At 60.3% G+C, this 25,555-nt stretch carries 22 protein-coding genes and 3 tRNA genes (1 of these 25 cut by a window edge); 8 read left to right on the top strand and 17 right to left on the bottom strand.

Going from position 1 to position 25,555, the window contains the following annotated elements:
* The 6 genes from atpD to DTQ13_RS04930 all read right to left on the bottom strand — a co-directional run.
* Positions 1-496 carry the 5' end (the start) of a F0F1 ATP synthase subunit beta gene (gene atpD / locus DTQ13_RS04955; protein WP_043559688.1) on the bottom strand. It extends 968 nt beyond the left edge of the window, so the window shows 496 of its 1,464 coding nt (coding positions 1-496); the start codon lies at positions 494-496; the stop codon falls past the left edge of the window.
* Positions 497-518: 22 nt separating this feature from the next.
* The gene (locus DTQ13_RS04950; RefSeq protein WP_043559583.1) at positions 519-1,415 is read right to left on the bottom strand and encodes a F0F1 ATP synthase subunit gamma; all 897 of its coding nucleotides are present in this window, start codon (positions 1,413-1,415) and stop codon (positions 519-521) included.
* A gap of 12 nt (positions 1,416-1,427) precedes the next feature.
* Positions 1,428-2,963, bottom strand: coding sequence for a F0F1 ATP synthase subunit alpha (atpA, locus tag DTQ13_RS04945; protein WP_043559586.1), 1,536 nt, complete (start codon positions 2,961-2,963; stop codon positions 1,428-1,430).
* Positions 2,963-3,538 (bottom strand): ATP synthase F1 subunit delta, encoded by a 576-nt coding sequence (gene atpH / locus DTQ13_RS04940; RefSeq protein WP_248460245.1) that lies wholly within the window; start codon positions 3,536-3,538, stop codon positions 2,963-2,965. Before atpH ends, atpA begins: the two co-directional genes overlap by 1 nt.
* 15 nt (positions 3,539-3,553) lie before the next feature.
* Positions 3,554-3,754 carry a hypothetical protein gene (locus tag DTQ13_RS04935; RefSeq protein ID WP_081562557.1) on the bottom strand — a complete coding sequence of 67 codons (201 nt, stop codon included), beginning with the start codon at positions 3,752-3,754 and terminating at the stop codon, positions 3,554-3,556.
* A gap of 111 nt (positions 3,755-3,865) precedes the next feature.
* Positions 3,866-3,940, bottom strand: a tRNA-Gly gene (locus DTQ13_RS04930).
* A 189-nt stretch (positions 3,941-4,129) separates the two neighbouring features.
* Between DTQ13_RS04930 and DTQ13_RS04925 the strand changes: the two genes are divergently transcribed.
* The 3 genes from DTQ13_RS04925 (at position 4,130) to nusG (ending at position 5,073) form a co-directional block, all read left to right on the top strand.
* A tRNA-Trp gene (locus tag DTQ13_RS04925) sits at positions 4,130-4,206 on the top strand.
* Positions 4,207-4,275: 69 nt separating this feature from the next.
* Entirely contained in the window at positions 4,276-4,530 is a 255-nt protein-coding gene (gene secE, locus DTQ13_RS04920) for a preprotein translocase subunit SecE (RefSeq protein WP_248460244.1), read from the top strand.
* Between the two features lie 9 nt (positions 4,531-4,539).
* Positions 4,540-5,073, top strand: coding sequence for a transcription termination/antitermination protein NusG (gene nusG / locus DTQ13_RS04915; RefSeq protein WP_043559594.1), 534 nt, complete (start codon positions 4,540-4,542; stop codon positions 5,071-5,073).
* 161 nt (positions 5,074-5,234) lie between these two features.
* Here the strand turns inward: nusG and DTQ13_RS04910 are convergent, their stop codons facing one another.
* The 3 genes from DTQ13_RS04910 to DTQ13_RS04900 are packed head-to-tail and all read right to left on the bottom strand — an operon-like array spanning position 5,235 to position 9,019.
* Positions 5,235-5,894 (bottom strand): membrane integrity-associated transporter subunit PqiC, encoded by a 660-nt coding sequence (locus tag DTQ13_RS04910; RefSeq protein ID WP_248460243.1) that lies wholly within the window; start codon positions 5,892-5,894, stop codon positions 5,235-5,237.
* 3 nt (positions 5,895-5,897) lie between these two features.
* Positions 5,898-7,580, bottom strand: coding sequence for an intermembrane transport protein PqiB (locus tag DTQ13_RS04905; protein ID WP_248460242.1), 1,683 nt, complete (start codon positions 7,578-7,580; stop codon positions 5,898-5,900).
* Positions 7,577-9,019, bottom strand: a complete 1,443-nt coding sequence (locus DTQ13_RS04900; RefSeq protein WP_248460241.1) for a paraquat-inducible protein A — start codon at positions 9,017-9,019, stop codon at positions 7,577-7,579. The genes DTQ13_RS04905 and DTQ13_RS04900 overlap by 4 nt, the downstream gene beginning before the upstream one ends.
* A 116-nt stretch (positions 9,020-9,135) precedes the next feature.
* Between DTQ13_RS04900 and DTQ13_RS04895 the strand changes: the two genes are divergently transcribed.
* Positions 9,136-9,210: transfer RNA gene (locus DTQ13_RS04895), tRNA-Thr, on the top strand.
* 29 nt (positions 9,211-9,239) lie between these two features.
* Positions 9,240-10,109, top strand: coding sequence for a restriction endonuclease (locus tag DTQ13_RS04890; protein ID WP_248460240.1), 870 nt, complete (start codon positions 9,240-9,242; stop codon positions 10,107-10,109).
* 91 nt (positions 10,110-10,200) lie between these two features.
* Here the strand turns inward: DTQ13_RS04890 and ahpF are convergent, their stop codons facing one another.
* Both ahpF and ahpC read right to left on the bottom strand, forming a co-directional pair.
* Positions 10,201-11,766, bottom strand: a complete 1,566-nt coding sequence (gene ahpF, locus DTQ13_RS04885) for an alkyl hydroperoxide reductase subunit F (RefSeq protein WP_248460239.1) — start codon at positions 11,764-11,766, stop codon at positions 10,201-10,203.
* 147 nt (positions 11,767-11,913) lie between these two features.
* On the bottom strand, positions 11,914-12,486 hold the full coding sequence (gene ahpC / locus DTQ13_RS04880; RefSeq protein WP_043559605.1) for an alkyl hydroperoxide reductase subunit C: 573 nt from the start codon (positions 12,484-12,486) through the stop codon (positions 11,914-11,916).
* Between the two features lie 233 nt (positions 12,487-12,719).
* Between ahpC and DTQ13_RS04875 the strand changes: the two genes are divergently transcribed.
* A complete protein-coding gene (locus DTQ13_RS04875) occupies positions 12,720-13,667 on the top strand; it encodes a hydrogen peroxide-inducible genes activator (protein ID WP_043559608.1) in 948 nt (315 codons plus the stop codon).
* 147 nt (positions 13,668-13,814) lie between these two features.
* On the opposite strand, the gene putA is transcribed toward DTQ13_RS04875, so the two are convergent.
* From putA to DTQ13_RS04850, 5 genes are all read right to left on the bottom strand, one after another.
* Positions 13,815-17,450 carry a bifunctional proline dehydrogenase/L-glutamate gamma-semialdehyde dehydrogenase PutA gene (gene putA, locus DTQ13_RS04870; RefSeq protein ID WP_086431851.1) on the bottom strand — a complete coding sequence of 1,212 codons (3,636 nt, stop codon included), beginning with the start codon at positions 17,448-17,450 and terminating at the stop codon, positions 13,815-13,817.
* A gap of 289 nt (positions 17,451-17,739) precedes the next feature.
* Positions 17,740-18,816 (bottom strand): tRNA 2-thiouridine(34) synthase MnmA, encoded by a 1,077-nt coding sequence (gene mnmA / locus DTQ13_RS04865; protein WP_043559613.1) that lies wholly within the window; start codon positions 18,814-18,816, stop codon positions 17,740-17,742.
* Positions 18,817-18,827: 11 nt separating this feature from the next.
* Entirely contained in the window at positions 18,828-19,142 is a 315-nt protein-coding gene (locus DTQ13_RS04860) for a ferredoxin family 2Fe-2S iron-sulfur cluster binding protein (protein ID WP_043559617.1), read from the bottom strand.
* Positions 19,143-19,174: 32 nt separating this feature from the next.
* Positions 19,175-20,308 (bottom strand): cysteine desulfurase family protein, encoded by a 1,134-nt coding sequence (locus DTQ13_RS04855; RefSeq protein ID WP_086431859.1) that lies wholly within the window; start codon positions 20,306-20,308, stop codon positions 19,175-19,177.
* 7 nt (positions 20,309-20,315) lie between these two features.
* Complete coding sequence (locus tag DTQ13_RS04850; protein WP_248460238.1) at positions 20,316-21,524, bottom strand: cysteine desulfurase family protein; 1,209 nt, start codon at positions 21,522-21,524, stop codon at positions 20,316-20,318.
* Positions 21,525-21,848: 324 nt separating this feature from the next.
* On the opposite strand from DTQ13_RS04850, the gene DTQ13_RS04845 reads away from it, so the two are divergent.
* Both DTQ13_RS04845 and tyrS read left to right on the top strand, forming a co-directional pair.
* Entirely contained in the window at positions 21,849-22,541 is a 693-nt protein-coding gene (locus DTQ13_RS04845; RefSeq protein WP_043559620.1) for an alpha/beta hydrolase, read from the top strand.
* A gap of 45 nt (positions 22,542-22,586) precedes the next feature.
* Complete coding sequence (gene tyrS, locus DTQ13_RS04840) at positions 22,587-23,837, top strand: tyrosine--tRNA ligase (protein WP_043559705.1); 1,251 nt, start codon at positions 22,587-22,589, stop codon at positions 23,835-23,837.
* Between the two features lie 72 nt (positions 23,838-23,909).
* Here the strand turns inward: tyrS and DTQ13_RS04835 are convergent, their stop codons facing one another.
* The gene (locus DTQ13_RS04835) at positions 23,910-25,553 is read right to left on the bottom strand and encodes a heparinase II/III family protein (protein ID WP_052349005.1); all 1,644 of its coding nucleotides are present in this window, start codon (positions 25,551-25,553) and stop codon (positions 23,910-23,912) included.
* Positions 25,554-25,555: the final 2 nt, after the last annotated feature.

Here is a 25,555-nt window from a genome sequence, read left to right as displayed (position 1 = left end):
CGCCGGCACCACCAAACAGACCAATCTTACCACCCTTCAGATACGGGCAGAGAAGGTCGATCACCTTGATACCTGTCACCAGAATCTCGGTATTGGCAGCCTGTTCCTCAAAGGAGGGAGCGGGGCGGTGGATCGGGAAGCGGGTTTCCGTCTTGATCGGCCCCTTCTCATCGACCGGCTCACCAATGACATTGATGATGCGGCCCAGAGTAGCCGGACCAACCGGCACGGTGATCTGGCTGCCCGTATCGGTCACCTCAGCACCACGAACGAGACCATCAGTCCCTTCCATAGCGATGCAACGGACCTGACGCTCACCAATTTCCTGCGCAACTTCCAGCACGACCGTCTGATCACCATTCATGACATGAAGGGCATTCAGAATATGCGGCAGCTTGTCCGTAAACTGGACATCCACCACCGGGCCACGAATCTGGGTGATCCGTCCAACACCAACACCGGCATTTTCAGCAGAGCGGTTGAGTTCCTCAGACATCAGATTTCTCTCCTGCATGATCTCAGACGGCTTCTGCGCCGGAAATGATTTCGATCAGCTCGTTAGTAATATTGGCCTGACGTGTCCGGTTATACCGGAGCGACAGACGCTCGATGGCCTTGCTCGCATTGCGGCTGGCATTATCCATGGCCGTCATGCGGGCACCCTGCTCACCGGCAGCGCTCTCCAGCACGGCAGCATAAAACTGCACAAGCAGATTGCGTGGCAGAAGCTGTGCAAGAAGGTGGCCTTCATCAGGCTCAAACTCGTAAACAGCGCCGTCTGTCCTCTTCTCCCCGGCATTGTCATTCTCCGCAACAGGCAGAGGAACAAGACCAAGGGCCTGTGGCGTCTGGGTCATCGCATTGACAAAGCGGTTGCGCATCAGGGTGCAGGCATCAATCTCCCCACCCTCGACCAGATCGGCAACACGTTTCGCCAGATCCTGGGCAAGGGCATAAGCATCCTGCTGGGTCCCCGCCTTGTTGTGGAGCGAATCCACAACCATGTCCGGATAATAGCGCCTGAAGATCTCAGCGCCCTTGCGGCCAACGGGCAGCAGACGCACGGTACGACCCTGCGCCAGAAGGTCCTCGATCTGCTGACGGGCAGCACGGATGATGTTGGCATTGAAGCCACCGGCCAGTCCACGATCGGACGTCAGAACAATGAGAAGATGCACATTGTCCCGTCCCGTGCCAGCCAGAAGCGGCGGCAGGGTGGAAGGGTCCATCCCCTGCGATGCCGCTGCCAGCTCGCTCATCATACGCCGCATGGTATCAGCATAGGGGCGGGCTGCCTCGGCCTGATTCTGGGCGCGCCTCAGCTTTGAGGCAGCGACCATTTTCATTGCGCTCGTGATCTTGCGGGTCGATTTGACCCCCGCAATCCTTCCGCGCAGTTCTTTCAATGAAGGCATGAGCTACAACCCTCAGGCTGAAAAACGTTTGCTGAAGGCCTCAAGCAGGGACTTGAGCTCACCCTCGATCTCCGGTGTCAGCTTCTGCTCGGTACGGATCCTGGCCAGAACACTCTTGCCACCGTTGCGCAGCTCCTCCAGGAGGGCAGCCTCATAGGACGTCACCTGGTTGACTGCCACGGAATCCAGATAGCCACGGGTTCCAGCGTACAGAACAGCCACCTGCTCCTCAACAGCCAGCGGGGAGGTTTCCGGCTGTTTCAGCAGCTCCACAAGGCGGGCACCACGATCCAGCTGACGGCGTGTTGCCGGATCAAGGTCAGAGGCAAACTGGGCAAAGGAAGCCATCTCACGATACTGGGCCAGCTCCAGCTTGATGGTACCGGCAACCTGCTTCATGGCCTTGATCTGCGCAGCCGACCCCACGCGGGACACGGACCCACCCACGTTCACGGCCGGGCGAATACCCTTGTAGAACAGGTCAGTTTCAAGGAAGATCTGACCATCCGTAATGGAAATAACGTTGGTCGGAATGTAGGCGGACGTGTCACCAGCCTGTGTCTCGATCACCGGCAGGGCCGTCATGGACCCGGCACCGAACTCTTCGGACATCTTGGCGGAGCGCTCCAGCAGGCGGGAGTGCAGGTAGAACACGTCACCCGGGAAAGCCTCACGCCCCGGCGGACGGCGCAGCAGCAGGGACATCTGGCGATAGGCCACAGCCTGCTTGGAGAGGTCATCATAACAGAGCAGGGAGTGCATCCCGTTATCCCGGAAATACTCACCCATGGCAGAAGCAGAATAAGGAGCCAGATACTGCATCGGGGCAGCATCGGAGGCCGTGGCAGCCACGACGATGGAGTAATCCATCGCACCAGCTTCTGTCAGCTTACGCACAAGGTTGGCCACCGTGGACCGCTTCTGCCCGACAGCAACATAGATGCAGTACAGGGACTTCTTCGGGTCACCCTCGGCATTGACACCCTTCTGGGCCACGATGGTGTCGATCAGGATGGCGGTCTTACCTGTCTGACGGTCACCAATCACCAGCTCACGCTGCCCGCGCCCGATCGGCACGAGGGCATCAATGGCCTTGATGCCGGTCTGCATCGGCTCACTGACGGACTGACGGGGCATGATACCCGGAGCCCGGACATCAGCACGACGATATTCGACATTCTCCAGCGGACCACGGCCATCAATCGGGTTGCCCAGAGCATCCACGACACGCCCCAGAAGCCCCTTGCCGACGGGAACTTCCACAACCTTGCCGGTGCGCAGCACGGTATCACCTTCGCTGATGAGGTCACCCTCACCGAAAATGACGACACCAACGCTGTCGCTCTCGAGGTTGAGAGCCATGCCACGCACGCCACTCCCCTCGAACTCGACCATTTCACCGGCCTGAACATTGGTCAGACCATAAACGCGGGCAATCCCATCCCCAATGGACAGAACGGTCCCTGTCTCTGAAACAGCGGCAGGCTGATCAAAGGACGCGATCTGCTGCTTGAGAATTTCTGAAATCTCGGCGGGACGGATCTCCATCACGCGGCTCCCTTCATGGCGTTCTGCAGACGGGCCAGACGCCCGGCGATCGATGTATCAAAAAGAACTGAACCAACACGCACAACCATACCCCCAAGCAGGGTTTGATCAACATGTTCAGTCATGGCAATATTGGCATACCCGGCCTGCTGGAGGCTGGCACGGAGGCTTTCACGCTGCCCATCTTCCATTGGACGGGCAGTCGTCACTTCCACACGCACCTCGCCACGCTGGCGGGCGTCCAGAAGAAGAACGGCTGACAGGATTTCATCCAGGCCAGACAGACGGCGCTGATGGGCAATGAAGCCAACAAACCGCTGCAGGGCCTCACCAAGCCCGAGAGCGGAGCCAAGGGCTTTCACCAGTTTTTCCGTCTGGCTGATGTCGAGCCGGGGATCCGCCAGAGCGGTACGCAGGTCCGGCAGCTGGGCGATGGCCTTTCGCAGCGCCCGCACCCGCTCCAGCACGGTGGCCTTATCCTGTCTGCTGTCCGAGAGATAGTCCTCAAAGGCCCGGGCATAACGCTGCGCCACTTCGCCTGGCGCCCTGATCTGCTTTTCCTGTGCAACCGTCACGGGTTCATTCCGTCTTCATGAGGTTCTGCTTTCACGACCGGTTTCCCGGCACAACCCAACCGGCATGCCCCGGAACATGCTGCGTGACAGCACGGCGTCCCAGAGCCGGAACCCGGCCAGTGTTTCGTCCATGTCCACTAACACGGCGGGGCCCTCCAGCGCAACCAGAGGACCAACCGGGCCACGGCCCACAACACCGGTGGAACCGGCCAGCATGGCAGGGATGCAATGCCTGCGGACTCCAGCACCAGGCAGCCCCCGTTCCATCCATTTACTAGATGGATAGATGGCGAGGCCCATGCGCAGAGTGTCAATTTTTCAGGAGACTGGAGCGGGCGAAGGGAATCGAACCCTCATCAGAAGCTTGGAAGGCTACTGCATTAGCCATTATGCTACGCCCGCTCTGTTTCGGGCTGGAGATATAACCGCTCTCCCAGAGCAAGACAAGGGGGGATTCACCCCGCCCTGCAGATGTGAAAGGTTTTTTCATTTTCTTGGAGATAGTGCTTGACTTTATGGGCCTGTCGTTATCTTTTCCTGCCCATCGTCAAGCCCTGAGGGGCGGACGGTCGCAGGTCGATTCGACCCTGAAGGGGTGTAGCTCAATTGGCTAGAGCGCCGGTCTCCAAAACCGGAGGTTGGGGGTTCGAGACCCTCCACCCCTGCCACGTCATACCCTGCCCGCCTGACTGCCTTACCCGGGTGACAGGGCTCGGGCCGAGATAGATTTGAGGATAATGGTGTCGGTCACAAAGCCGAAAGGCAATTCACCGAAGATGCCTCCGGCCCAGAAAGGCCCAGGATTCAGCCTTCGTAGATATTTTTCAGATGTGTGTGCCGAGGCCAGACGTGTTACGTGGCCGACGCATCGCAATACCATCATTACAACAGGTGCCGTGCTGGCCATGGTCGTCGCCACCTGTATTTTCTTTTTCGTCGTCGATCAGCTGATCGGCCTGGGGATCAGCAAAATCTTAGGCATCGGAGGCTAAAGCAGCATCATGGCAAAACGCTGGTACGTTGTGCATGTCTATTCAGGCTTCGAGAAGAAGATTGCCGATCATATCCGTGAACAGGCCGAAAAGAAGGGGCTGAGCGATCAGTTCGAAGAAATTCTGGTACCGTCCGAGGAAGTGACCGAGGTCCGTCGTGGCCGCAAGGTGAACACGGAACGCAAATTCTTCCCCGGTTATGTTCTGGTCAAAATGGAACTGACGGACCGTGCCTGGCATCTCGTCAAGGACACACCGAAAGTGACGGGCTTTCTGGGTACACGCAACAACCAGCCAACGCCCATCAGCAATGCTGAAGCCAAGCGGATTCTCCAGCAGGCTCAGGAAGGTGTCGAGCGTCCCCGCTCCAGCCTGTCTTTCGAGATTGGCGAGCAGGTGCGGGTTTCCGATGGGCCTTTCACATCCTTCAATGGCAGTGTCGAAGAAGTCGATACGGAGAACCAGCGCCTCAAGGTCAGCGTCTCCATCTTTGGCCGCTCCACACCGGTGGATCTGGACTACAATCAGGTCGAAAAACTCTGAAGGAAGGGCCTTCGTTCCTTTCCAAAGAAACCACCCCTTCATGGTCTGAAGCGGGTGGTTTTTTTATGGCTTCCCCTTCTCATTCATGAAGGCATGAAAAAACCCCGTACAGCCTTCCAGAGGCCGTACAGGGTTTCCCCATCAGGCAGAAGCCTGTTACGTTACAGGCTGGAGGCCTCCTCATGGACCGGCAGTGCCGGTAGCGAATACAGAAGCTGGATGGCCTGGTCGGACAGTACTCCCATACCTTCCGCCAGAACCCGCACCATGTCGGCTGGCTTCGTTCCGACAGGCTGCGGCGATACCCACTGCACATTCACTGCACGAGCCTGTGAATCTGGCGCCCCTGCCCTGTGGGCAGACAGCACACCAGTAATGACAGCATGACCAGATACATCCTGCTCAAACCGGGACAGGCTCAGCTCCAGATAGGCTCCAGCCGTCACGGCCACAGAATCATTCTGGGAAAACAGCACATGGCCGGGCAGGCGCTGCCTCAGGTTGGCTGCCAGGGCATGACCAAGCATCTCGCCGAGCGGCTCACTCCAAGCAGCAGCAGGCACCATATGATCCTGGGCATCCTGCATCACCCTCAAAAGACCATCCCGATCCAGCCGGGAGGTGATGGATGGGGTAAGCACCTCAATGGCCTGTGGCAGGGCCGCCTGTATCACAGGGGACGCCACTGGCCCGGTCTGCGGTGCCAGAACATAATAGGTCGTAGGTGTACTGCTGCACCCGGCCAACAGAACACCTCCCAGGCAGACAGCTCCCAGCAGCCCACATGAACGCACGAAGGAAGGGTGGAAAAAACGCTTCATGGATCAGGGCCCCCGACCGGTGATGAGAGATGATGGATGATGGTCCAGATAGTCCGCCAGAAGATGGAAAGAGCGGGACATCCGTGTCAGCTGGACAATCAGCTCTTCAAGATTTCTGCGGAAGTCCGGATTGCCCCCATAGGAGGACAGCATCGTACGGGCCTGCGCCAGTGTGCCATTCAGATTGACCATCAGCTCTGGAAGATGCTCATCCGCATGGTCCAGCAGATGGTTCAGCGAGACCAGAGAGCCACTCAGGCCGGCCATGGCCCGTGTGACCTCGGGGCTTCTGAGACGTTCATCACCATGAGCGAGAATCTCGTTCAGATGGTCACCGATCTGGGGCAGCGGCATGGCCGCAATCTTGTCCGTGATGGTGGACACTGACTGGAGGATGCTGTCCATGCCGCCGGGCTGGCTTGGAATCACGGCTACACCATTCTCAAACGTTATCTGCTGCCCGTCATGCGTCTTGTCAGGCGCGAAAGACAGGGCAATCATGGCCTCCCCTGTCAGGAAACTGACATTCTGGACAGATGCACGCATCCCTTCAGCCACAAAACTGCCCAGCAGATCGCTCTTCCGGGCGGAATCCTGCTCATCGTCAGCAATCACACGCTCAGGTTCAAGCTGCATCTCCACCCGGACACGGGGAGCGTGACCACGTTTATTACCTCCCAACTCCAGATGCACACCTGTCACCTGTCCGACCTGAAGACCGAACATCGTCACCTTGCTGCCTTCCGTCAGGCCAGCCACAGCTGTATCGACATAGGTCAGAACAGGGACCTTGTGACGATAACGGGCATTATCCGCATCCTCCTTTGTCTTGTAGAGATGGAAAACGGAATTGGCCACCGCAGGCGGCGTATCCTCAGTCTGTGCACTGTCAGGACGACCAAACGCCACCCCACCGGAAAGAAGAGCCTGGAATGACTGGAGGCGAACATTCATACCCCCGGCTCCAAAACCTATCTGCATCCCCGATACATTCCAGAACCGGCTGTCAGCCCTCAGATAACGATCATAGGGAGCCTTCACGAAGGCCTTGATCAAAAGAGGCCCCTCTCCACCAGGCGGCATGGTATAGCCAAGGATTTCCCCCACCTGTATGTCCCGGTAGAAAATGGGAGCCCCGGCCCCGAGGGATTCCAGGGTGGACGAAACCAGCCAATATGTGCTGCCCGGTTTGTCCGAGCGGATACCGGGAGGCGTTTCCAGACCCTTAAAATGGGTCTGGTAATGGCCTCCCTCCGGTTTGCCCGGGTCCATGGCGATATAGGCGCCAGAAAAAAGCGTATCCAGCCCCGTGATGCTGGCCCCGTTGATGCGCGGGCTGACAACCCAGAACCGGGTATGCTCATTGAGCGCCCGAGGATCGATGCCACTCATCTGGATGGTCACATCAGCATGGGTCATGTCCGGGCTCAGGGCTACGCCCTGCACCACACCCAGGTTCACCGCCTTGTTCTTGACCTGCGTCTGCCCCGGAACAATGCCATCAGCAGCATCAAAGGAGACGACAATGCTCGGCCCCATGGTGGCAAAGTGCCTCCAGGCCAACCATCCGGCAATCAGCAGAGCAAGGATGGGAATGATCCAGAGCACGGAAAACCGTGGCAGCCGGACATTGGCCTCTGCCCCATGTCCACCTTCGGAATGTCGCTTCAGATGCTCATCTCTCACGCTTTTTCAGGCTCCATATCCCGTAATTCCGTCACATCCTCTTCTCCACCCTGCCTGGAGTGGCCCAGACCCTGCCGGTTATAGCCTGCAGCATCCCACATACGCCGGGGATCATACAGGTCTGCGGCAAAAATAGTTAACACAACCACAAGAGCAAAGAAGACCACGCCCAGCTCGGCCGTCACGCTCGCCATGAAGCCGAACCGGACCACAGCCGCCAGAATGGAGATCATGAACACGTCAATCATCGACCAGCGACCAATGAACACCACGACCTTGTAAAGGCCTGTCAGGCGCTTCAGCACCTTGTGAGAGGCCCTGCCCCGACATTCACAGCCGATCATCAGGGCCAGCAGGAACACCTTGAGGACCGGCACGGTGATGCTGGCAAAAAGCACCAGCAGAGCCAGAAAGTAAAGGCCAGCCTCCCAAAGCTGGATCACTCCAGAAATGATGGTGCTGGGGTGTCCGTGCCCAACCTTCACGAAGGCCATGACCGGCAGCATGTTGGCCGGAATGTAGAAAATGAAAGCCGCCACCAGAAAACACATGGCCGCCTGAAGGCTGTTCCGCTTGCGCCGCCGCAGTATCTGCCCACAACGAGGGCAATCCCCCATGTCACGCTCATCATCCACCGGGCCACGGGCGACAAAAACCAGTCCACAGGCATGGCAGGACAGCATGTGCTTCTCCGGCGGCAGGGCACGCCCCTCCGCCATGTACATGCCCAGACCAGGGCGCCTGGTGACGGACCTGTGCCTCCATATCATGTCGGCATCAAAGGCCGAATCCATGGCTGCCATCATCACCATCAGCCCCCCGAGCAGGTACACGCCCGGTTGCAGGATGACCAGGGCCAGATCAACCAGCTTGGTATAGGCCACGAGCAGGCCAATGACGTACACCTCGACCATGGACCACGGGCGCAGCTTTTCATACCAGGCCAGCAGGGGGCGGACCCAACGGGGCATTTCATCCCGGGACGCACCATAAAGAATCAGCGTCATGCAGACGAGCACGATGCCAGGCATGAGCACGCTGGCCAGAGCCACCAGTATGGCAATGCTCCCATAACCCTGCCGGGCCATTTCCAGCGGGCCGCTCATGAGGGTGACCATGTTCTCCCTCCCGTAGATGTTGAGCGTCATGAGCGGGCTGACCAGCAGCACGATATACAGCGCCAGAGCTGAAAGGCAGAAGACCAGCGGGCCGCCAATCTCCGAAGTCCTGCGCCGTCGTGCCATGGTATTTCCGCAACGGGCGCAGCTCAGAACATGTCCTGGCCGCAGGTGAGGAACATGCTGGAAGAGACCACAGACATCACATTCATCCACCCCGGCCACCACCTTGAGTGCGGGCTGGTCCACATCATGCCGCAGGAAGGAACAGGCTCCGCCCTGGCTCCACAATCCTTTGTGAAAATGATCTTTTCTGAACATCCACCCCTCTTGCGCCGCCAGAGAGGGGTCTGCAACCCCTTTCAGGCCGTTATCCATAAATATTTTACATACACCGTTGCCTGTCACCTCATTTTTCTGTATAGGCTCAACCCGATGCCGACATAGCTCAGGGGTAGAGCAACTGATTCGTAATCAGTAGGTCCTCGGTTCAATTCCGAGTGTCGGCACCAGCTTCCCCTACACAGGATCGAAGGCGGACATGGCGGGACAACCGGATGGTGGTTTTTTTCCCCGCTCCGGTCCACTGCCCCCAGCACTTCACCACGGCAGCGTAACCCCCTCCTTCCTGCCCGGGCATGGTATTGCCATCCTTCCCGCAGATGCACTTCTCCTCGGCTTTTTCCTGGTCCTGTTTCTCCAGTACCGCCATCGTGTGCGACGCAGGCGCAAGGCCTGGCAGCTTCTCTGCCAGCTCATTGCCCGGCATCAGCATACACTGGCGCAACGCCAACAGGCCTGCCTGACCGAAAACCATTATGGCGTCGTGGACAAACAACGCTGGCACAGGGAGCTGGACTATTTCTGCCAGAGCATCCTTCTCACCTGCCTGATGCAGGAAAATCTGGCTGACATATGGCCCTCCCTGCGGCGGCGGACCCTCCGCCGCATCAGCCGTGTGGTAAAAATCCTTCTCAAGCGCAACAGGACATCTCCTCCCCCAGCCGCCGCCGGGAGCAGCACCACACCACGGCAGTTCACCGCCACCATGGACCCGCTGGATTATGAACGTTTCTGCGCCGGACTGCTGCGTCAGGCCGGATGGCAGGCACGCACCACACCACCGGGGGCAGACCAGGGCATGGACATCATTGCCGAGCAGAGCGGAGTCCGGCTCGTCATACAATGCAAACTCTATGGCAGGCCGGTCGGGAACAAGGCTGTCCAGGAAATTTTCACAGCCCGGCAGCACCGTCAGGCCCAGTATGCAGCTGTCGTCTCCAACGCTGGCTATACCCGCCCAGCCCGGCAGCTGGCCCATGCCACCGGTGTCCATCTGCTGCATCACAGCCAGCTTTCAACACTGGGCCTCATGGACCTCCAGCCCCAGCCGGACCTTTTTCACCCATAAACAAAAAAGACCGGCCTGAAACAGGCCGGTCTCTTCATCCAGTCACCCAGACTGCCACATCAGAAGCAGCCCGGGCCTATCAGGTGTTCCCTCAGGAAGCAGCCGGGACACGGATGATGTGGTCAAAGGCAGACAGGGCAGCCTTGGCACCCTCACCCATCGCCACGATGATCTGCTTGTACGGCACCGTCGTGGCATCACCGGCAGCAAACACGCCGGGGATGGAGGTACGGCAACGCTCGTCAATGCCGATCTCACCGATGCGGGACATCTCGATGCCACCCTTCAGCCAGTCCGTGTTCGGCAGCAGGCCGATCTGGACGAAGATGCCGTCCACGTCGATGCTGTGCTCGCTGCCATCCTTGACATCCTGCCAGCTCAGGCCGGTCATCTTGCGGCCATCACCACGGATCTCGGTCGTGCGGGCGTTCACCACGATATCGACATTCGGCAGGCTGCGGACCTTGTTCTGAAGGACCTCATCAGCCGTCAGCACAGGGTCATACTGAAGCAGCGTCACGTGGGACACGATACCGGCGAGGTCGATGGCGGCTTCCACGCCACTGTTGCCACCACCGGCAACAGCAACCGGACGGCCCTTGAAGAACGGACCATCACAATGCGGGCAGTAGGCAACGCCCCGTGTGCGGTATTCTTCCTCACCCGGCACGTTCAGCTGACGCCAGCGGGCACCTGTTGCCACGATGATGGTACGGGCCTTCAGGTGGGCACCACTCTCCAGCACGATCTCGTGCAGGCCACCTTCCTTCTCGGCCGGGATCAGCTTGGCAGCACGCTGTGCCGTGATGACACGGACATCATAGCTGCGAACATGCTGCTCCAGATTCTTGGCAAGGGCCGGACCTTCGGTCTCCGGTACGGAGATGAAGTTCTCGATGCCAGCCGTATCCATGACCTGACCACCGAAGCGCTCAGCCAGCAGACCAGTGCGGACACCCTTGCGGGCCGTGTAGATGGCGGCGGCACAGCCAGCCGGACCGGACCCGATCACCAGCGTGTCGAACGGAGCCTCGTCATTCAGCTTCTCGGAAGCCTTGGCAGCACCTTCAGTATCGATCTTGGCCAGAATCTCCGGCAGTTCCATGCGACCGGTGGAGAAACGCTCACCGTTCAGGAACACCTGAGGGACGGAACGCACATCACGCTCGTTCACCTCATCCTGGAACAGGGCACCATCAATGGCCGTGTGGCGGATGTTGGGGTTGAGCACGCTCAGCATGTTCAGGGCCTGAACGACATCCGGGCAGTTGTGGCAGGACAGGGAGAAATAGGTCTCGAAATGGAAATCACCCTTCAGGGCCTTGATCTGCGCAACCTGTTCAGCCTCGACCTTCGGCGGGTGACCACCAACCTGAAGCAGGGCCAGTACCAGAGACGTAAACTCATGGCCCATCGGGATGCCCGCAAAGCAGACCTGAACATCTGAATCTGCGGCACGGATCAGGAAAGACGGGCGACGGGCGTCATTGCCACCTTCCTGATAGGAAACCTTATCAGAGAGTTCGGAAATTTCGTTAAGAAATTCTTTCATCTCACGGGACTTGTCGCCCTCATCAAGGGAGGCAACAAGAATGATGTTGTGGCGCAGATGCTGGAGGTACCCTCTCAGCTGGCCTTTGAGTTCGTCGTTCAGCATGAATTCTCTCTCCAGAATCTCTGGTGCTCAGGGTCTGGCAGACCGGGCAATCGGCCCCATGAAAAAGGAGGCGCACCACAACGCAGCACGCCTCCCCTCAACGGTGGGGAGAGGCCCCCCACCATACTTCCCGTTTTCAGGACGTGATCAGATCTTGCCGACCAGGTCCAGGGACGGATTCAGGGTTGCCGTGTCGCCACCCTCTTTCCACTTGGCCGGGCAGACTTCACCCGGGTGAGCAGCGATGTACTGGGCAGCACGGATCTTGTCGAGCAGCTCGGCAGCGCTACGGCCCACACCCTCGGAGGTGATCTCGATGTACTGGATCTTGCCTTCCGGGTCGATCAGGAACGTGGCGCGGTCAGCCGTGTGGCTGCCATCAGCACGCAGAGCATCGAAGTTGCGGGCGATGTCGCCAGACGGGTCACCGATCATGGTGTACTGCACCTTGCCGATGGCCGGGGACGTGTCGTGCCATGCCTTGTGGGTGAAGTGCTTGTCTGTGGAGACACCGAAGACCTCGACACCCATCTTCTGGAAGGTCTCATAGTTCTCGGCGAGGTCTTCCAGCTCTGTCGGGCAGACAAAGGTGAAGTCAGCCGGGTAGAAGAACACGACGGACCACTTGCCACGCAGGTCTGCATCAGAGACCTGAAGGAACTTGCCATCACGGAAAGCCTGGGCGGTAAACGGCTTAATCTCGGAACCAATAGCAGGCATGGAAACCTCCTCATTCACTTTCAGAATTGTAGACTTCCGCAGGGCCTGCGGATGTCCCCTCAAAGGGACAGCCCAACCTTGGGAATGTCAAGCATGTTCACCTTCTAGCCCACGGCTCTGAAACCGTCTAATTGAGGGTTGTTATCAGTATAATTGAGAATCATTATCAATCATTATGCGATTCCAGTCTTTTTCCCTTGGCCCTGCCTCCAACTCAGCTTATTGGTATCCTTATGTCCTACGTTCCTCTTTCCGGTCTGTCCCTTCGGGACATCGAGTACGTCGTCGCAGTTGATGACCTGCGCAACTTTTCCCGTGCAGCTGAGCGTTGCGGGGTCAGTCAGGCGGGGCTGTCCGAGCAGGTGAGAAAGCTGGAGCAGCTTCTCAATGTCACCCTGTTCGAACGCTCCCGTCGGCATGTGGCTCCCACACCGGAAGGTGAGCGCCTCATCGCCCTGGGGCGGGATGTGCTGGCCTCAGCCCGCAATCTGCTGGAAGTCGCCCGGGCCCATACAGGACCGCTGGACGGCCTCCTGCATATCGGCGTCATTCCCACTCTCGGGCCGTACTACATCCCCGGCCTTCTGCCCCGCCTGCGTCAGAAGTACCCCCAGCTGGGCCTGAGGCTGAATGAGAACACCACGCCCAATCTGGTACAGGCTCTCCGGCAGGGCGATCTGGATGTTGCCTTCATGGCACCCACGGCTGCTACCGAAACACTGGAACATGCACCGCTCTTTCAGGAACCTTTCCTGGCGGTATTCCCCAAAGACCATGAGCTGGCCACCAAGAAGAATCTGTCCATTGCCGACCTGGCTCGGCCGGACCTGCTGCTGCTGGAAGACGGACATTGCCTGCGGGACCAGGCCCTCTCCCTCTGCCCCAGCAATTTCCGCTCGCAGGACCAGCGTCTGGCCACCAGCCTGGAAATGCTCTGGCACATGATCGGCGCCGGAGAAGGTTTCTCCCTCATTCCCCGTCTGGCCCTGAACAACCGGCAGGAATTTGACGGCCTTGTGACAGTCCGGGAGCTGAGTGAGAGCGAAGCCCGCCGGACCATCAGCCTCGTCTGGCGTCCATCCGACCCACGGGCAACATCCTTCCGGGAGCTGGCCAATTTCCTGCGGGCTACCACACCAGATGGCTGCCTGCCGCTGCCCAAAACGAAGATCCCGACCTGAAGGGCTCTTCTCCCCGGGGCAGACTCCATATCCCAACATGAAAGAACGGGTGGAAGAGCATGGCTCCTCCACCCGTTCTTTCATTTACAGACACAACATGCCCGGAACACCGGGCTGACCCTGTCAGCCCGGCTCCCTTTCAGCCTGTCAGCTCAGTGTCATCAGCTCGGCATTGCCACCGGCAGCTGCCGTATTGACGCTGACCACCCGCTCCTGCAACAGGGCTTCCGGCTGCAACGTCACACTGTCAGCCCAATAGACCAGCGGAACAGGTGCATCCGGGTTCTTCAGATGGTCTGCAACGATCTGCCACAGCCCTTCATTGATGGTCTCCGTCAGGATGACGGAACATTTTTCCACATCCCCCAGAGAATTTGCCGGCTTGATCACCTCCCGCAGAACATCAGGCAGCGTATCCAGAGAGGCAATGACCGCAGGAGCAGCCAGCGCCACGACCTCATTCCCGCAGCTGATCGCATAGCTGATCATACGCTTCAGGCCGGTAGGTGTCTCTGCCACAACCAGCACACGGCCACGGGGCTCAAGCCTGTACGTATTCCGCTCACCTACAGGAGAAGGGAGCTCCAGACGGCAATCCAGCAAGCCATGATCCATCCATGGCGTCACCTCACGGACCAGCTCACGGTCATCCGTTCCCAGCCACAGCAGCCAGGACCGTGCCATGGCAGGCATGGCGTCCGGTTTGGCCAGCAGCGTACGGGGCGCATGGGCGAGCTGCCGACGCAGGGCCAGAGGACCACCTGCCTTGGGGCCAGTCCCTGAGAGGCCATGACCACCAAACGGCTGGACACCGACAATCGCCCCGACAATGTTGCGGTTGACATAGATGTTCCCAGCCTCGACACGCTCGACCAGATAGTCGATCCGGGATGGAACACGGCTATGTACGCCGAAGGTCAGCCCATAGCCGCCCGCATTGCTACGGGTGATCAGGGCCTCCAGCTCTTCACGCTGGTAACGCAGCACATGCAGCACCGGGCCAAAGATTTCACCCCCCACATCAGCGATCGCATTGACCTCGATCAGTGTCGGCGGAACAAAGGTGCCGTCAGCCGTTTCGTCCTTCACGACCGGCGCCTGGAAGACCGGATGGTTACGGCCTCGCAGCGCCTCAATGTGATCGACAATTCCCTTGCGGGCCACTTCACTGATGACCGGCCCGACATCCGTGGCCAGCTTGGCCGGGATGCCGATCCGCAATTCTTCCATGGCGCCCTTCAGGAGGGAAATGATGCGATCGGCTGCATCGTCCTGCACGCAGAGAACACGCAGGGCGGAACAGCGCTGGCCGGCACTGTCGAAAGCGGAGGCAACGATGTCCTTCACCACCTGTTCCGGCAGGGCCGAAGAATCAACCACCATGGCGTTCAGGCCACCCGTCTCCGCCACGAGCGGCACAGGCTGCCCATTGCGCCCGAGACGGCCAGTCAGCTGGCGGGCAATGATCTGCGCCACAACCGTGGAACCGGTAAAGAGCACACCAGCGATGCGCTTGTCCGCCACCATGGCAGCACCGACATCACCCTCACCCGGCAGGAGTTGCAGGACCTCTTCCGGCACGCCAGCCTCATGCAGAAGTTTGACGGCCTCCATGGCGATCAGCGGCGTTTCTTCTGCCGGTTTGGCCAGAACGGTATTACCAGCTGCCAGAGCGGCAGAGACCTGCCCAAGGAAAATGGCCAGCGGGAAGTTCCAGGGGCTGATGCAGACAACTGTCCCCAATGGGAGGTGGGTCTTGCTGCTGAACTCACGCCGGACCGTCCCGCCATAGTACCGGAGAAAGTCGATCGCTTCCCGTACCTCAGCTACGGCATTGGGATAGGACTTGCCAGCCTCCCGGACAGCCAGCCCCATATAGGCGATGTAGCGTTCCTCAAGCAGGTCGGCCGCACGCTCAAGAATGGCGCCACGGTCATCAGGGGACCGGGCTGCCCACTCCTCGAAAGCTCCCTCAGCAACATCCACAGCACGAGTGACATCCTCCGGCACGGCGAATGTCACTGTCCCGACCTGGTCACTCCGCTCCGCCGGGTTCGTCACCGGGTGGACAGGGCGTTCGGCCTTGCCAAGGCCCGGAACCAGCGGAGCCGCCTCATAATGCTCCGGCAGTCCCTCAAGCCCCTTTCCAAGGCGGGCCAGAACGAGATCATCATTCAGGTCCATGCCCTTCGAATTGTGGCGGTCAGGCTCAAACATGTCGAGCGGCTTGCTGATCTCAGCATGAGGGGCCCCAACCGGAGTGTAGGACCGGGTTGTCTTGACCGGGTCCTCCACCAGCTTCTCCAGGGAAATCTTCGAATCTCCCAGAAGATTGATAAAGGACGAATTGGCTCCATTCTCCAGCAGGCGGCGGACCAGATAGGCCAGCAGCGTATCATAGGTTCCGACCGGGGCATAAATACGACAGGGGCGACCCAGATGTTTCTGCCCTACGACGCTTTCATAAAGAGCCTCGCCCATGCCATGCAGGCACTGGAACTCGTACTGCCCCTCGTGGAAGTCCCGGCCAGCCATGGCGTAGATGGACGCCACCGTGCGGGCGTTATGCGTGGCAAACTGGGGGAAAACGGCATCACCAGCGGCCAGCAGCTTGCGGGCACAGGCGATATAGCTGACATCCGTATGACATTTGCGGGTAAAAACCGGGAAGTCCGGCACACCATCAATCTGGGCCTTTTTCAGCTCGGTATCCCAATAGGCCCCCTTGACGAGGCGGACCATGATGCGATGGTGCGTCTCACGGCCAAGAGCGATGATGTAATCCAATACGGCAGCGGCACGGCGGCCATAGGCCTGCACAACAAAACCGATGCCATCCCAGTCGGCCAGCTCCGGGTCACGGCAGAGTGCGTCCAGAATATCCAGGGACAGATCCAGACGTTCGCTTTCTTCAGCGTCAATGTTCAGGCCGAGATTGTAATGCTTGGCACGTACGGCCAGTGCCTTGACCGTCGGCAGCAGCTCACCCATCACACGCTCACGCTTGGCACGCTCGTAGCGAGGATGCAGGGCAGACAGCTTGATGGACAGACCGGGGCGCTCATAAACCGTGTTGCCCCTGGCCATGGAGCCGATCGCCTCCAGAGCGGCATGGTAGGAGGCCTGATACCTCTCGGCATCGTTACGGTCCAGCGCTGCCTCACCCAGCATGTCGTAAGAGTAGTTGAAGCCCTGGGCCTGCCGCTTGTGGGAATCCTTCAGCGCCCCCTCGATGGTCTGGCCCAGCACGAACTGCTGGCCCATCATCTGCATGGCAAACTGCACGGCTTTGCGGACAACCGGCTCACCCCGTTTGCGCAGCAGGTCATGAATTGCCCCCATGCGCTTTTTGGGGGATACAAGACGGCTCGTGACATCAAGCCCCCAAGAGGCAGCATTGATGATCAGCCCACTGTCACGCCCCATATGGGACAGCCAGTCACCGACACTAACCTGATCCCGGATCAGAGCATCCCGGGTTGCGTGGTCAGGAGTACGCAGCAGGGCCTCGGCCATGCTCATCAGTGCCACACCTTCGGCGGAACCAAGGCTGAATTCCTGCACCAGCGTCTCAACCAGACCGGGCCGACGGTGATCACGCAGATTGCGGGCCAGAGCAAGGGCCACCTTGCCAGCCACGATCTCCTCGTCAGGTTTCAGTTCAGCGGCGGGAAGAAGCGCTTCCACACACTCCTGCTCTGGATACCGGATCTTCTCGGCGATGGCCTTCCGCAGAGCAGAACGTTCCGGCAATGAACCAAAATGACGTGCAAAATAAGCCATAGCAAACCTTCAAGCTGATCGCGTGACAACCACTTCCTGTTGTTAGAGGAGAAGGAACTTCTCTATCTCCAGCCAGACCATGAAACATGGGGTGTTGTCCATATCCAAAAATGCGATTCGCACAAATTATATTCGGGTTACGAAACGTTTCCGAATGCCAGAAAGGCAGCACGGCAAGGAATGTCCGTCCCTCCGCTTCAATCGACCGCCCCTGCAAGACGGAACAACCCTCCCGAAGGGCTGGATAAATATTGTGTGAAGGCTTGGGGAAACAGTGTGTTTCATCCCCTCAGGCAAGGATGAAACCACCCCCCAGAACACGGTCACCCTCATACATCACACAGGCCTGACCAGGGGCTGGCAGGGCGGGTTCATCCAGCTGCACCTCGGCCCGGTTCCCCTCCAGGGGCCGTACCAGGGCCTGCCGCAGCCCTTCCCGTGCCCGCAGCTGTACACCACAGCGCACACCCTCTGCCGGGGCGTCAATCAACCAGTTCATATCCCGCAGGCGAACGGTCCGGCGGCCTTCATCACTGGTCACCTTCCGGCGGGGGCCAACAATGATGCGGCGGGAGGGCACATCAATGGCCGTGACCATCTGGCGCTCCCCCGTCCCCGTATGAATATCCCCCAGACGACGGCTCTGGCCAACCGTATAACGGGCAATGCCCTCATGACGGCCCAGCACGGTCCCGTCTTCAGCCACAATGTCACCCGGCCCTTCAATCTCCGGCCGCATCTTCTCCACCAGCCCGGCATAGGAGCCGTTCGTGACAAAGCAGATATCCTGGCTGTCCCGCTTGGTGGCCACATCCAGCCCCAGCTCCTCTGCCAGAGCACGCACATGGGCCTTGTCGGGCATCTCGCCCAGCGGGAAGCGCAGGAACTCCAGCTGCTCACGGGTCGTGGCAAACAGGAACCAGCTCTGGTCCCGGTCCCGGTCCACCGGGCGGTGCATCTCCACACCTTCCGGGCCTTCCAGCCGACGTACGTAATGACCGGTTGCCATGGCCTCACAGCCGAGGTCCCGGGCCATGTTCAGGAGGTCCGTGAATTTAACCCCCTGATTGCAGGCCACACAGGGAACGGGGGTCTCCCCCCGAGCGTAGGAATCGGCAAAACTCTCGATCACACTTTCCCGGAAGCGGCTCTCCGCATCGATGACGTAATGGGGAAAGCCGATACGCTCGGCGACCATGCGGGCATCCATGATGTCCCGTCCAGCACAGCAGGCCCCGGGTTTCGCCGGACCGCTATGGTCGTAAAGCTGGAGGGTTGCTCCGATGACCTCATGGCCCTGCCGCTTCAGCAGGGCTGCCACCACGGAACTGTCCACCCCACCAGACATGGCCACAAGGATGCGCATGACTGGAAACCTCAGCCAGCCTTGGGAAGATGGACGACAAGACCGTCCAGCTCTTCCGTCATGACGATCTGGCAACCCAGACGGGATGTCTTCTCCAGCCCGAAAGCGAGGTCGAGCATGTCTTCCTCATCATCAGTCGGGCTTTTCAGCTTGTCCGCCCAGGCCGGGTCCACGATCACATGACAGGTCGCACAGGCGAGCGAGCCTTCGCAGGCCCCTTCAAGATCGATATTATTCTCATGGGCGATCTCCAGCACGGAGAGACCTGCCTGTGCCTCCACCTCGTGGCGGCTACCATCACGCTCAACAAAAACCATCCGGGGCATAAGTCCCTACTCCCTGTATCCATGCAGCGGTCTCACCTCCCGGCAAGGCCCTGCCCAAAACGGGCCACTGCGCACTCCACATCACCTGCCGAGGTAAAACGTCCCACCGACAGGCGCAAGCTCCTGCGTGCCTCCGCCTCTGTCAATCCCATCGCCCTGAGGACATAGGATGGTGCCCCAGATGCCGCTGAACAGGCCGAACCGGATGAAAAAGCAACCCCCGGCACTGCTGCCATGACCTGCTGGGCCTCCAGCCCGGCGGGCAGGCACACATTCAAGACGCCCGGCAGCCGTGGGGCAGGCGCACCATTGAGACGCACCACCGGGAACAGCTGCCGCATACCCTGCCACAGCCTCTCCCGCAAGCCCGCAAGACGGTCAGCCTCCTCCTTCCCGCTCTCCACGGCCAGCCGGGCGGCCTTCCCCATGCCAATGATCAGCGGGACCGGCAACGTGCCAGAACGCAGGCTGCGCTCCTGTCCGCCGCCTGAAAACAAAGGTAGCAGCCGCACACGGGGCCGCCGCCGGACATACAGCGCTCCCACGCCTTTGGGACCATATATCTTGTGTGCCGAAAATGAAGCGAGATCGACACCCTCCAGCGTGCAGGGCAGCTTGCCGAACATCTGGGCCATGTCCACATGCAGCAGGGCGCCGGCCTGCTTCACCAGCGGCATGAGGCGGTCAAGGTCCTGCACCACACCTGTCTCGTTGTTCGCTGCCATGATGCTGACCAGCAGCGCGGGTGTCTTCAGGGCCTCTGCCAGACGATCCGGTGACAGGCGGCCATCCGGCTCCACCGGCAGGATGACAGGCTCAAACCCCTCGCCCTCCAGTGACCGTACAGCTTCCAGCACACATTTATGCTCCGTTGCCACGGTGACAAGGCGCCGTCGCCCATCACCCTGTTCCTTCAGGAAACGGGCGGCTCCCTTGATGGCCAGATTATTGGCCTCCGTTGCCCCGGAGGTCCAGATCAGCTCCTGCGGGCTGACGGCGAGAGCCCCGGCAAGCTCCTCCCGGGCCTGCTCCACGGCCGCATTGGCCTTCTGCCCCGGCAGATGCAGGCTCCCTGCATTGGCGGGGTACTGTGTGAACCATGGCAGCATGGTCTCCAGCACGGCTGGATCACACGGAGTCGTAGCAAGGTAATCCAGATAGATCACATCAGCTTCAGGTTGCACGGCCACCTCCCTGGAAAGAGCTGCGTTTCAGAAGGCCACGTCCGGCAAAACGCTGGGCCATGAGAGCATAAACCTGCCCAAATGCCCTGACAGCTCCAGCTTCGGCATTCCACGGCAGCGAGACACGGATGGCCTGCCCGGCTGCCTCCCCCTGCCCCATGGCCTCCAGCACATGGGATCGGGCCACCTTGCCGGATGAACAGGCCGAACCGGCTGAAACGCAATATCCCTCGATATCCAGCGCCATGAGCTGCATCTGGGCCGCCACACCGGGCAGGACCGCACTGATGGTATTGGACAGCCGGGCCACACCATGCCCCATGATGAGGGCTCCAGCCTGCACCATGACACCCTCCAGCTCATCCCGCAGCGCCTCCAGGAGGGTCCAGTCCTGCTTCCGGCTCTCCTCAAGAGCGGCGGCCATACCCATGTGGGATGCAAGGGCCGGTGTGCCACCCCGCCGTCCCCGTTCCTGCCCGCCACCGGGCAGCAGGGGGGCCAGGGGCCTGTCCTCCGGCAGCAGCAGGGCACCGGCCCCCTTGGGACCACCCATCTTGTGGGCGGACAGGGCCAGACTGGCCCCCGCCAGGGACCCGTCTTTCAGAGCCAGTGAGAACTCGTCCCGCTCCTGCATCCGGCCTGCAGCCTGTACGGCATCGACATGCAGAAAGGCACCATGCTGGCGACAGAGAGAGGCTACATCCCGCAGGGGAGCGTATACCCCCGTCTCATTATTCGCCGCCATGATGCAGACCAGCGGCCCCGGCCGATCACCTGTTCCGGGAGTATGGGCTGCCAGCATCTCCTCCAGCGCCATGCAGTCGATCACCCCCTGCCCGTCAACCGGAATGAGGGACGCCTCCGGGGCAGCTTTGCGGATGGCATCATGCTCGGTGGCACCAATAAGAATGGCACGGCCTTCCGCCCGACCAAAGCCATGCAGGGCAAGCGTATCCGCCTCCGTTCCCCCTGACGTGAACACACAGCAGTCAGCCTCCCTGCCAAAAGCGGAGGCCATCGTCTGGCGGGCTTCTTCCAGCATGATGCGGGCCCTGCGTCCTGCGGCATGGACAGAAGACGGATTCCCTGTCTGCTCCAGCCCGGCCAGCATGGCAGCCCGTGCAGCAGGCCGCAGGGGTTCGGTTGCATTGGCATCGAGATAGACAGGGCCCTGCTGCACAGCTGTATCCTGAACCATGAAAAAAACCTTCTGCTCCGCTCATGCACATCCGGGACAGTGCCTTTCCCGCAAGCCCCATGACAAACCCTGCCCAAACAGGATGATAGATACAATCTTCTTTACCATTTTGAAAAAACCAGCGCAGAAGAGTCGATTTTGGTAGAAATCACGAGGATGGAACCGATATACAACGCCGGTATGTTCTTCCCGGACTGGGGCCGTGCCTTCTGCCCGGGGCGTAAAATCATGCCCGGGCCCGGACAGGGACCCGGGCATTATCGGTTCGCATAACCGCTCTGGGCCTTCAGCAGGCAACGGGGTGGACAAAGAGATGAGAGACACATGCCTGAAGTCATGTTTGCCGGCCCGGATGGGCGGCTCGAAGGCCATTACCATCATTCTGAAGACCCCAACGCCCCTCTCGCCCTGATCATCCATCCACATCCGCTGCATGGCGGGACGATGAACAACCGCATCGCCTACACCATGTACCGCCGTTTCCAGACCATGGGCTTTTCTGTCCTGCGCTACAACTCCCGTGGGGTTGGCCGCTCCCAGGGGCGGTATGATGGTGGAATCGGGGAAATCTCCGATGCCGCCGCTGCGCTGGACTGGATGCAGATGATCAACCCCAACTCCTCGGAGCTGTGGATCGCCGGTTATTCCTTCGGTGCCTTCGTGGGGATGCAGCTGCTCATGCGTCGGCCAGAAATCCGTGGCTGGATCAGCGTCGCTCCTCCGGCTGACGATTACGATTTCAACTTCCTCGCTCCCTGCCCGTGCAGCGGCCTGATGATCGCCGGTGGAAAGGACAGCATGGCCCCCGAGCCTGTCATCCGCAAGCTGGTGGACAAGCTGAACACGCAGAAGAATGTCACGGTGGATTACCGTGTTTTCCCCGAGGCCGATCATATCTTCTCCCAGCAGGCAGAACTGATTGCCGATGCGCTGGAGGACCATGTGACGACCCGCCAGCGGAATCTCTTCGCCCCTGAAGACGCCATGATCCAGCCTGCGGCAGAGGCCGTGGGCTAAGCCCGCTCCGCCCCGACAGGACAGCCATCAGGAAAGATGCCCTTCATGACCGATACATCACTTAAAAGCCCATTCCTGCGGGAAGCCCAGGCCCGTGGGATGATCTTCCAGTGCACCGATTTCGAGGCGCTGGACGAGCTGATGCTGGCAGGTCCCGTTACGGCCTATATCGGTTTTGACCCCACGGCAGACTCCCTGCATGTGGGCAATGCCATGTCGATCATGATGCTGCGGCTGCTCCAGAAGCACGGGCACAACCCCATCGCCCTGATTGGCGGCGGCACGGCAAAGATTGGCGATCCCTCCTTCCGTGATGAGGCCCGCTCCCTGATGACGGACGAGACCATCACCCACAATCTTGCCGGGCTGCGGGCCTCTCTGGGACAGTTTCTGGATTTTGAGGATGGGGCGTGCCGTCTCGTCAACAATGCGGACTGGCTAGACAGGCTCTCCTACATCAGCCTGCTTCAGGATGTCGGGGTGCAGTTCTCCGTCAGCCGGATGCTTTCCTTCGAAAGCGTGAAGCAGCGGCTGGACCGGGAACAGGGACTGACTTTCCTTGAATTCAACTATTCCATCCTTCAGGCGTTCGACTTCCGGGAGCTGTACCGCCGCCACGGGGCCATTCTCCAGATGGGCGGGTCCGACCAGTGGGGCAACATCGTCTCCGGCATCGACCTGGCCCGCCGCACGGATGGGGCACGCCTGTTCGGGCTGACAACGCCGCTTGTCACCACCTCCTCCGGGGCCAAGATGGGCAAGTCCGCCAACGGAGCCGTGTGGGTCCGCAAAGAGCGGCGACCTGTCTTCGATTACTGGCAGTTCTGGCGCAACACCGAGGATGCCGACGTGGGCCGCTTCCTGAAGATGTTCACGGACCTGTCCGTGGAGGAATGTGAACGCCTCGGTGCGCTGGAAGGGGCAGAGATCAACGAGGCCAAGAAGATTCTGGCCACCGAGGCCACGGCCATCTGCCACGGCCGTGAAGCCGCCGAGGAAGCTGCCGAAACCGCCCGCAAGGTGTTCGAGCAGGGCAGCGTCCAGGCCGCCCTGCCGGAAGTTGCCGTGCCCGCCAGCCTGTTTGCCGAGGGCGTGCCTGCCTTCAGGCTCTTTGCAGAGGCAGGCCTGGCCGCCAGCGGGGGCGAGGCACGCCGTCTTATCCGTGGCGGTGGTGCCCGGCTGAATGACGTCGTCATCAAGGATGAGAACCAGACCGTCACCCCCGCCGACCTGACGGACGGCACGCTGAAACTGTCCTCCGGCAAGAAGAAGCACATCCTCATCCGGGTGGGGTAACATCCCCCCGGCAGGCGGAACAGAACAGACACGACAGCACGATACCTGTCGTGTTCAGCGTTCCTGACACCCTTATAGTGGGACATGCTCCAGCACCCAGTCCACCTTCTGCTGGCGTCTGGACGCTTTGGCGGCCCTGCCCCCGGCTTCAGTTGCCTCTTCCTCAGCAGGCGGCAGGGGACGGCCAGGGCAGGACTGGACGACAATCTGGGCTGTCTGTTCCGGCACGCCCCGTCCCATGTAAAGATCATCCTCCAGCATGATCACCCCACCTGTCTGACGGAAACGCCACAGCTCTGAGGGCGCATGAAGCAGGATATCATCATCCTCCCGCTCCACACGGACATCGGGATGGATGTGGAACCGCAGCATGAAAGACACATCCCGCTCCCCCTCCACCGTTTCACTGCCACGCAGCTCCTCCCCGGATGGTTCCAGAAACAGGGAGCGGGACCAGAGGACACCGTAGGACGGGTAGTACCCATTATGCGACAGATGGAGTTCCTGAACACGACCCTGCCGTTTCTGTTCGCAGCGTACCTGTGAGGGACGGCGGGTCACGTGGCCATCATTCCCGAAATCGGACGAGGATTCACCATCCACAACCAGAATCGTATGCGCTGCCGAACTGCGCAGGGCCCGCCGCCAGGGGCCGCCCTCCGCTGCCCCACAATTGACGAACAGACGCTGCCGGTCGTGGGAGAACTCAAAAGACAATGTACCGGCATGGGCCATACCATCCATCCCCTGCGGCGGTGGTGCGGCGGCATCCACCAGCAGCAGGGCCCTTCCGGCTGTCAGGCGGGCAAAACCGCCCCGGCTCAGGCTGGAGGCCACTACCTTGTATCGCTCTGCCTGCTCCAGCAGAGCCTGCACGGCTTTCGCACCACGCTCCTGCGACCCATTGAACAGGGCCAGCCCCCCATCCCCATGGCAGAAGGCCCGCAACACGGCACAGGCCCGCCCCAGCATCACCGGGACACAGTCCGGCGGCATCCACTGCAACGTGGTGAACATGCCCTGAATGGCTGTCAGCTCCTGCACGCAACGATACTGGGCCTCCGGGCTGCGCTCGGCCACAATGCCCTCATCACCCAGCAGGCGCTTCAGCTCCAGCGGCAGCTGCTGCTCAAACCGTTTGAAGAACCCATCATAATACGGCACGGCCATATAGACGGCCAGCAAGCCCCGCAGAACAGCCAGCCCTTCCCACCCCATGGGAGGCAGAGGCAGCATGGCCGAAAGACGACGGGCCTCCTTCACGGCGGCATCCAGCACCAGCTGCTGCGTCCCTTCCGTAGCCGTGGAAAGGCAGAACTCATAATGCCCCAGCCAATTGGCCAGCCGCCGCCCCATCACGCTGCTTTCCCGGGCGACAGGATCAGCCGGGGGGCGGTCTGCCCATGATGCCACCATGGAGCGCGCCAGAAGCCGGGCTCCATTCGTACCAAAGGTCCGCAGGTCCTTCAGCCAGTCAAACCCATAGAACCAGCGCCGGACATCCTCCGGCCAGCTATTGCTCTGCCAGACCCCCCGCAGGGGCAAGCTGTAGGTTTTCTGGGCAAAACGGAACACACCCCCCGTCAGCAGGGCGCCCTGGTCCACATCGCCCTCTTCCCTGTCCTGATAGAGACAGACAGGGCTTGTCCCCTCATGCTGCCGCTGGGGCAGGGAGACGAGCAGCAACCGGAAATACCGCCTGAAGGACCTAAACAACC

It is taken from the genome of Parasaccharibacter sp. TMW 2.1888 (assembly GCF_023167265.1).
Taxonomy (GTDB): domain Bacteria; phylum Pseudomonadota; class Alphaproteobacteria; order Acetobacterales; family Acetobacteraceae; genus Bombella; species Bombella apis.
The sequence above is the reverse complement of the archived record's forward strand: the minus strand, read 5'-3'. Positions and strand labels throughout refer to the sequence as shown.

What these genes read in the sequence shown, in the direction of transcription:
- DTQ13_RS04950 (WP_043559583.1), bottom strand. Translation starts at nt 1,415, where the DNA reads ATGCCTTCATTGAAAGAACTGCGCGGAAGGATTGCGGGGGTCAAATCG.
- atpA (WP_043559586.1), bottom strand. Translation starts at nt 2,963, where the DNA reads ATGGAGATCCGTCCCGCCGAGATTTCAGAAATTCTCAAGCAGCAGATC.
- DTQ13_RS04935 (WP_081562557.1), bottom strand. Translation starts at nt 3,754, where the DNA reads ATGCTGGCCGGTTCCACCGGTGTTGTGGGCCGTGGCCCGGTTGGTCCT.
- secE (WP_248460244.1), top strand. Translation starts at nt 4,276, where the DNA reads ATGGTGTCGGTCACAAAGCCGAAAGGCAATTCACCGAAGATGCCTCCG.
- nusG (WP_043559594.1), top strand. Translation starts at nt 4,540, where the DNA reads ATGGCAAAACGCTGGTACGTTGTGCATGTCTATTCAGGCTTCGAGAAG.
- DTQ13_RS04910 (WP_248460243.1), bottom strand. Translation starts at nt 5,894, where the DNA reads ATGAAGCGTTTTTTCCACCCTTCCTTCGTGCGTTCATGTGGGCTGCTG.
- DTQ13_RS04900 (WP_248460241.1), bottom strand. Translation starts at nt 9,019, where the DNA reads ATGTTCAGAAAAGATCATTTTCACAAAGGATTGTGGAGCCAGGGCGGA.
- DTQ13_RS04890 (WP_248460240.1), top strand. Translation starts at nt 9,240, where the DNA reads ATGGCGGGACAACCGGATGGTGGTTTTTTTCCCCGCTCCGGTCCACTG.
- ahpF (WP_248460239.1), bottom strand. Translation starts at nt 11,766, where the DNA reads ATGCTGAACGACGAACTCAAAGGCCAGCTGAGAGGGTACCTCCAGCAT.
- ahpC (WP_043559605.1), bottom strand. Translation starts at nt 12,486, where the DNA reads ATGCCTGCTATTGGTTCCGAGATTAAGCCGTTTACCGCCCAGGCTTTC.
- DTQ13_RS04875 (WP_043559608.1), top strand. Translation starts at nt 12,720, where the DNA reads ATGTCCTACGTTCCTCTTTCCGGTCTGTCCCTTCGGGACATCGAGTAC.
- putA (WP_086431851.1), bottom strand. Translation starts at nt 17,450, where the DNA reads ATGGCTTATTTTGCACGTCATTTTGGTTCATTGCCGGAACGTTCTGCT.
- mnmA (WP_043559613.1), bottom strand. Translation starts at nt 18,816, where the DNA reads ATGCGCATCCTTGTGGCCATGTCTGGTGGGGTGGACAGTTCCGTGGTG.
- DTQ13_RS04860 (WP_043559617.1), bottom strand. Translation starts at nt 19,142, where the DNA reads ATGCCCCGGATGGTTTTTGTTGAGCGTGATGGTAGCCGCCACGAGGTG.
- DTQ13_RS04850 (WP_248460238.1), bottom strand. Translation starts at nt 21,524, where the DNA reads ATGGTTCAGGATACAGCTGTGCAGCAGGGCCCTGTCTATCTCGATGCC.
- DTQ13_RS04845 (WP_043559620.1), top strand. Translation starts at nt 21,849, where the DNA reads ATGCCTGAAGTCATGTTTGCCGGCCCGGATGGGCGGCTCGAAGGCCAT.
- tyrS (WP_043559705.1), top strand. Translation starts at nt 22,587, where the DNA reads ATGACCGATACATCACTTAAAAGCCCATTCCTGCGGGAAGCCCAGGCC.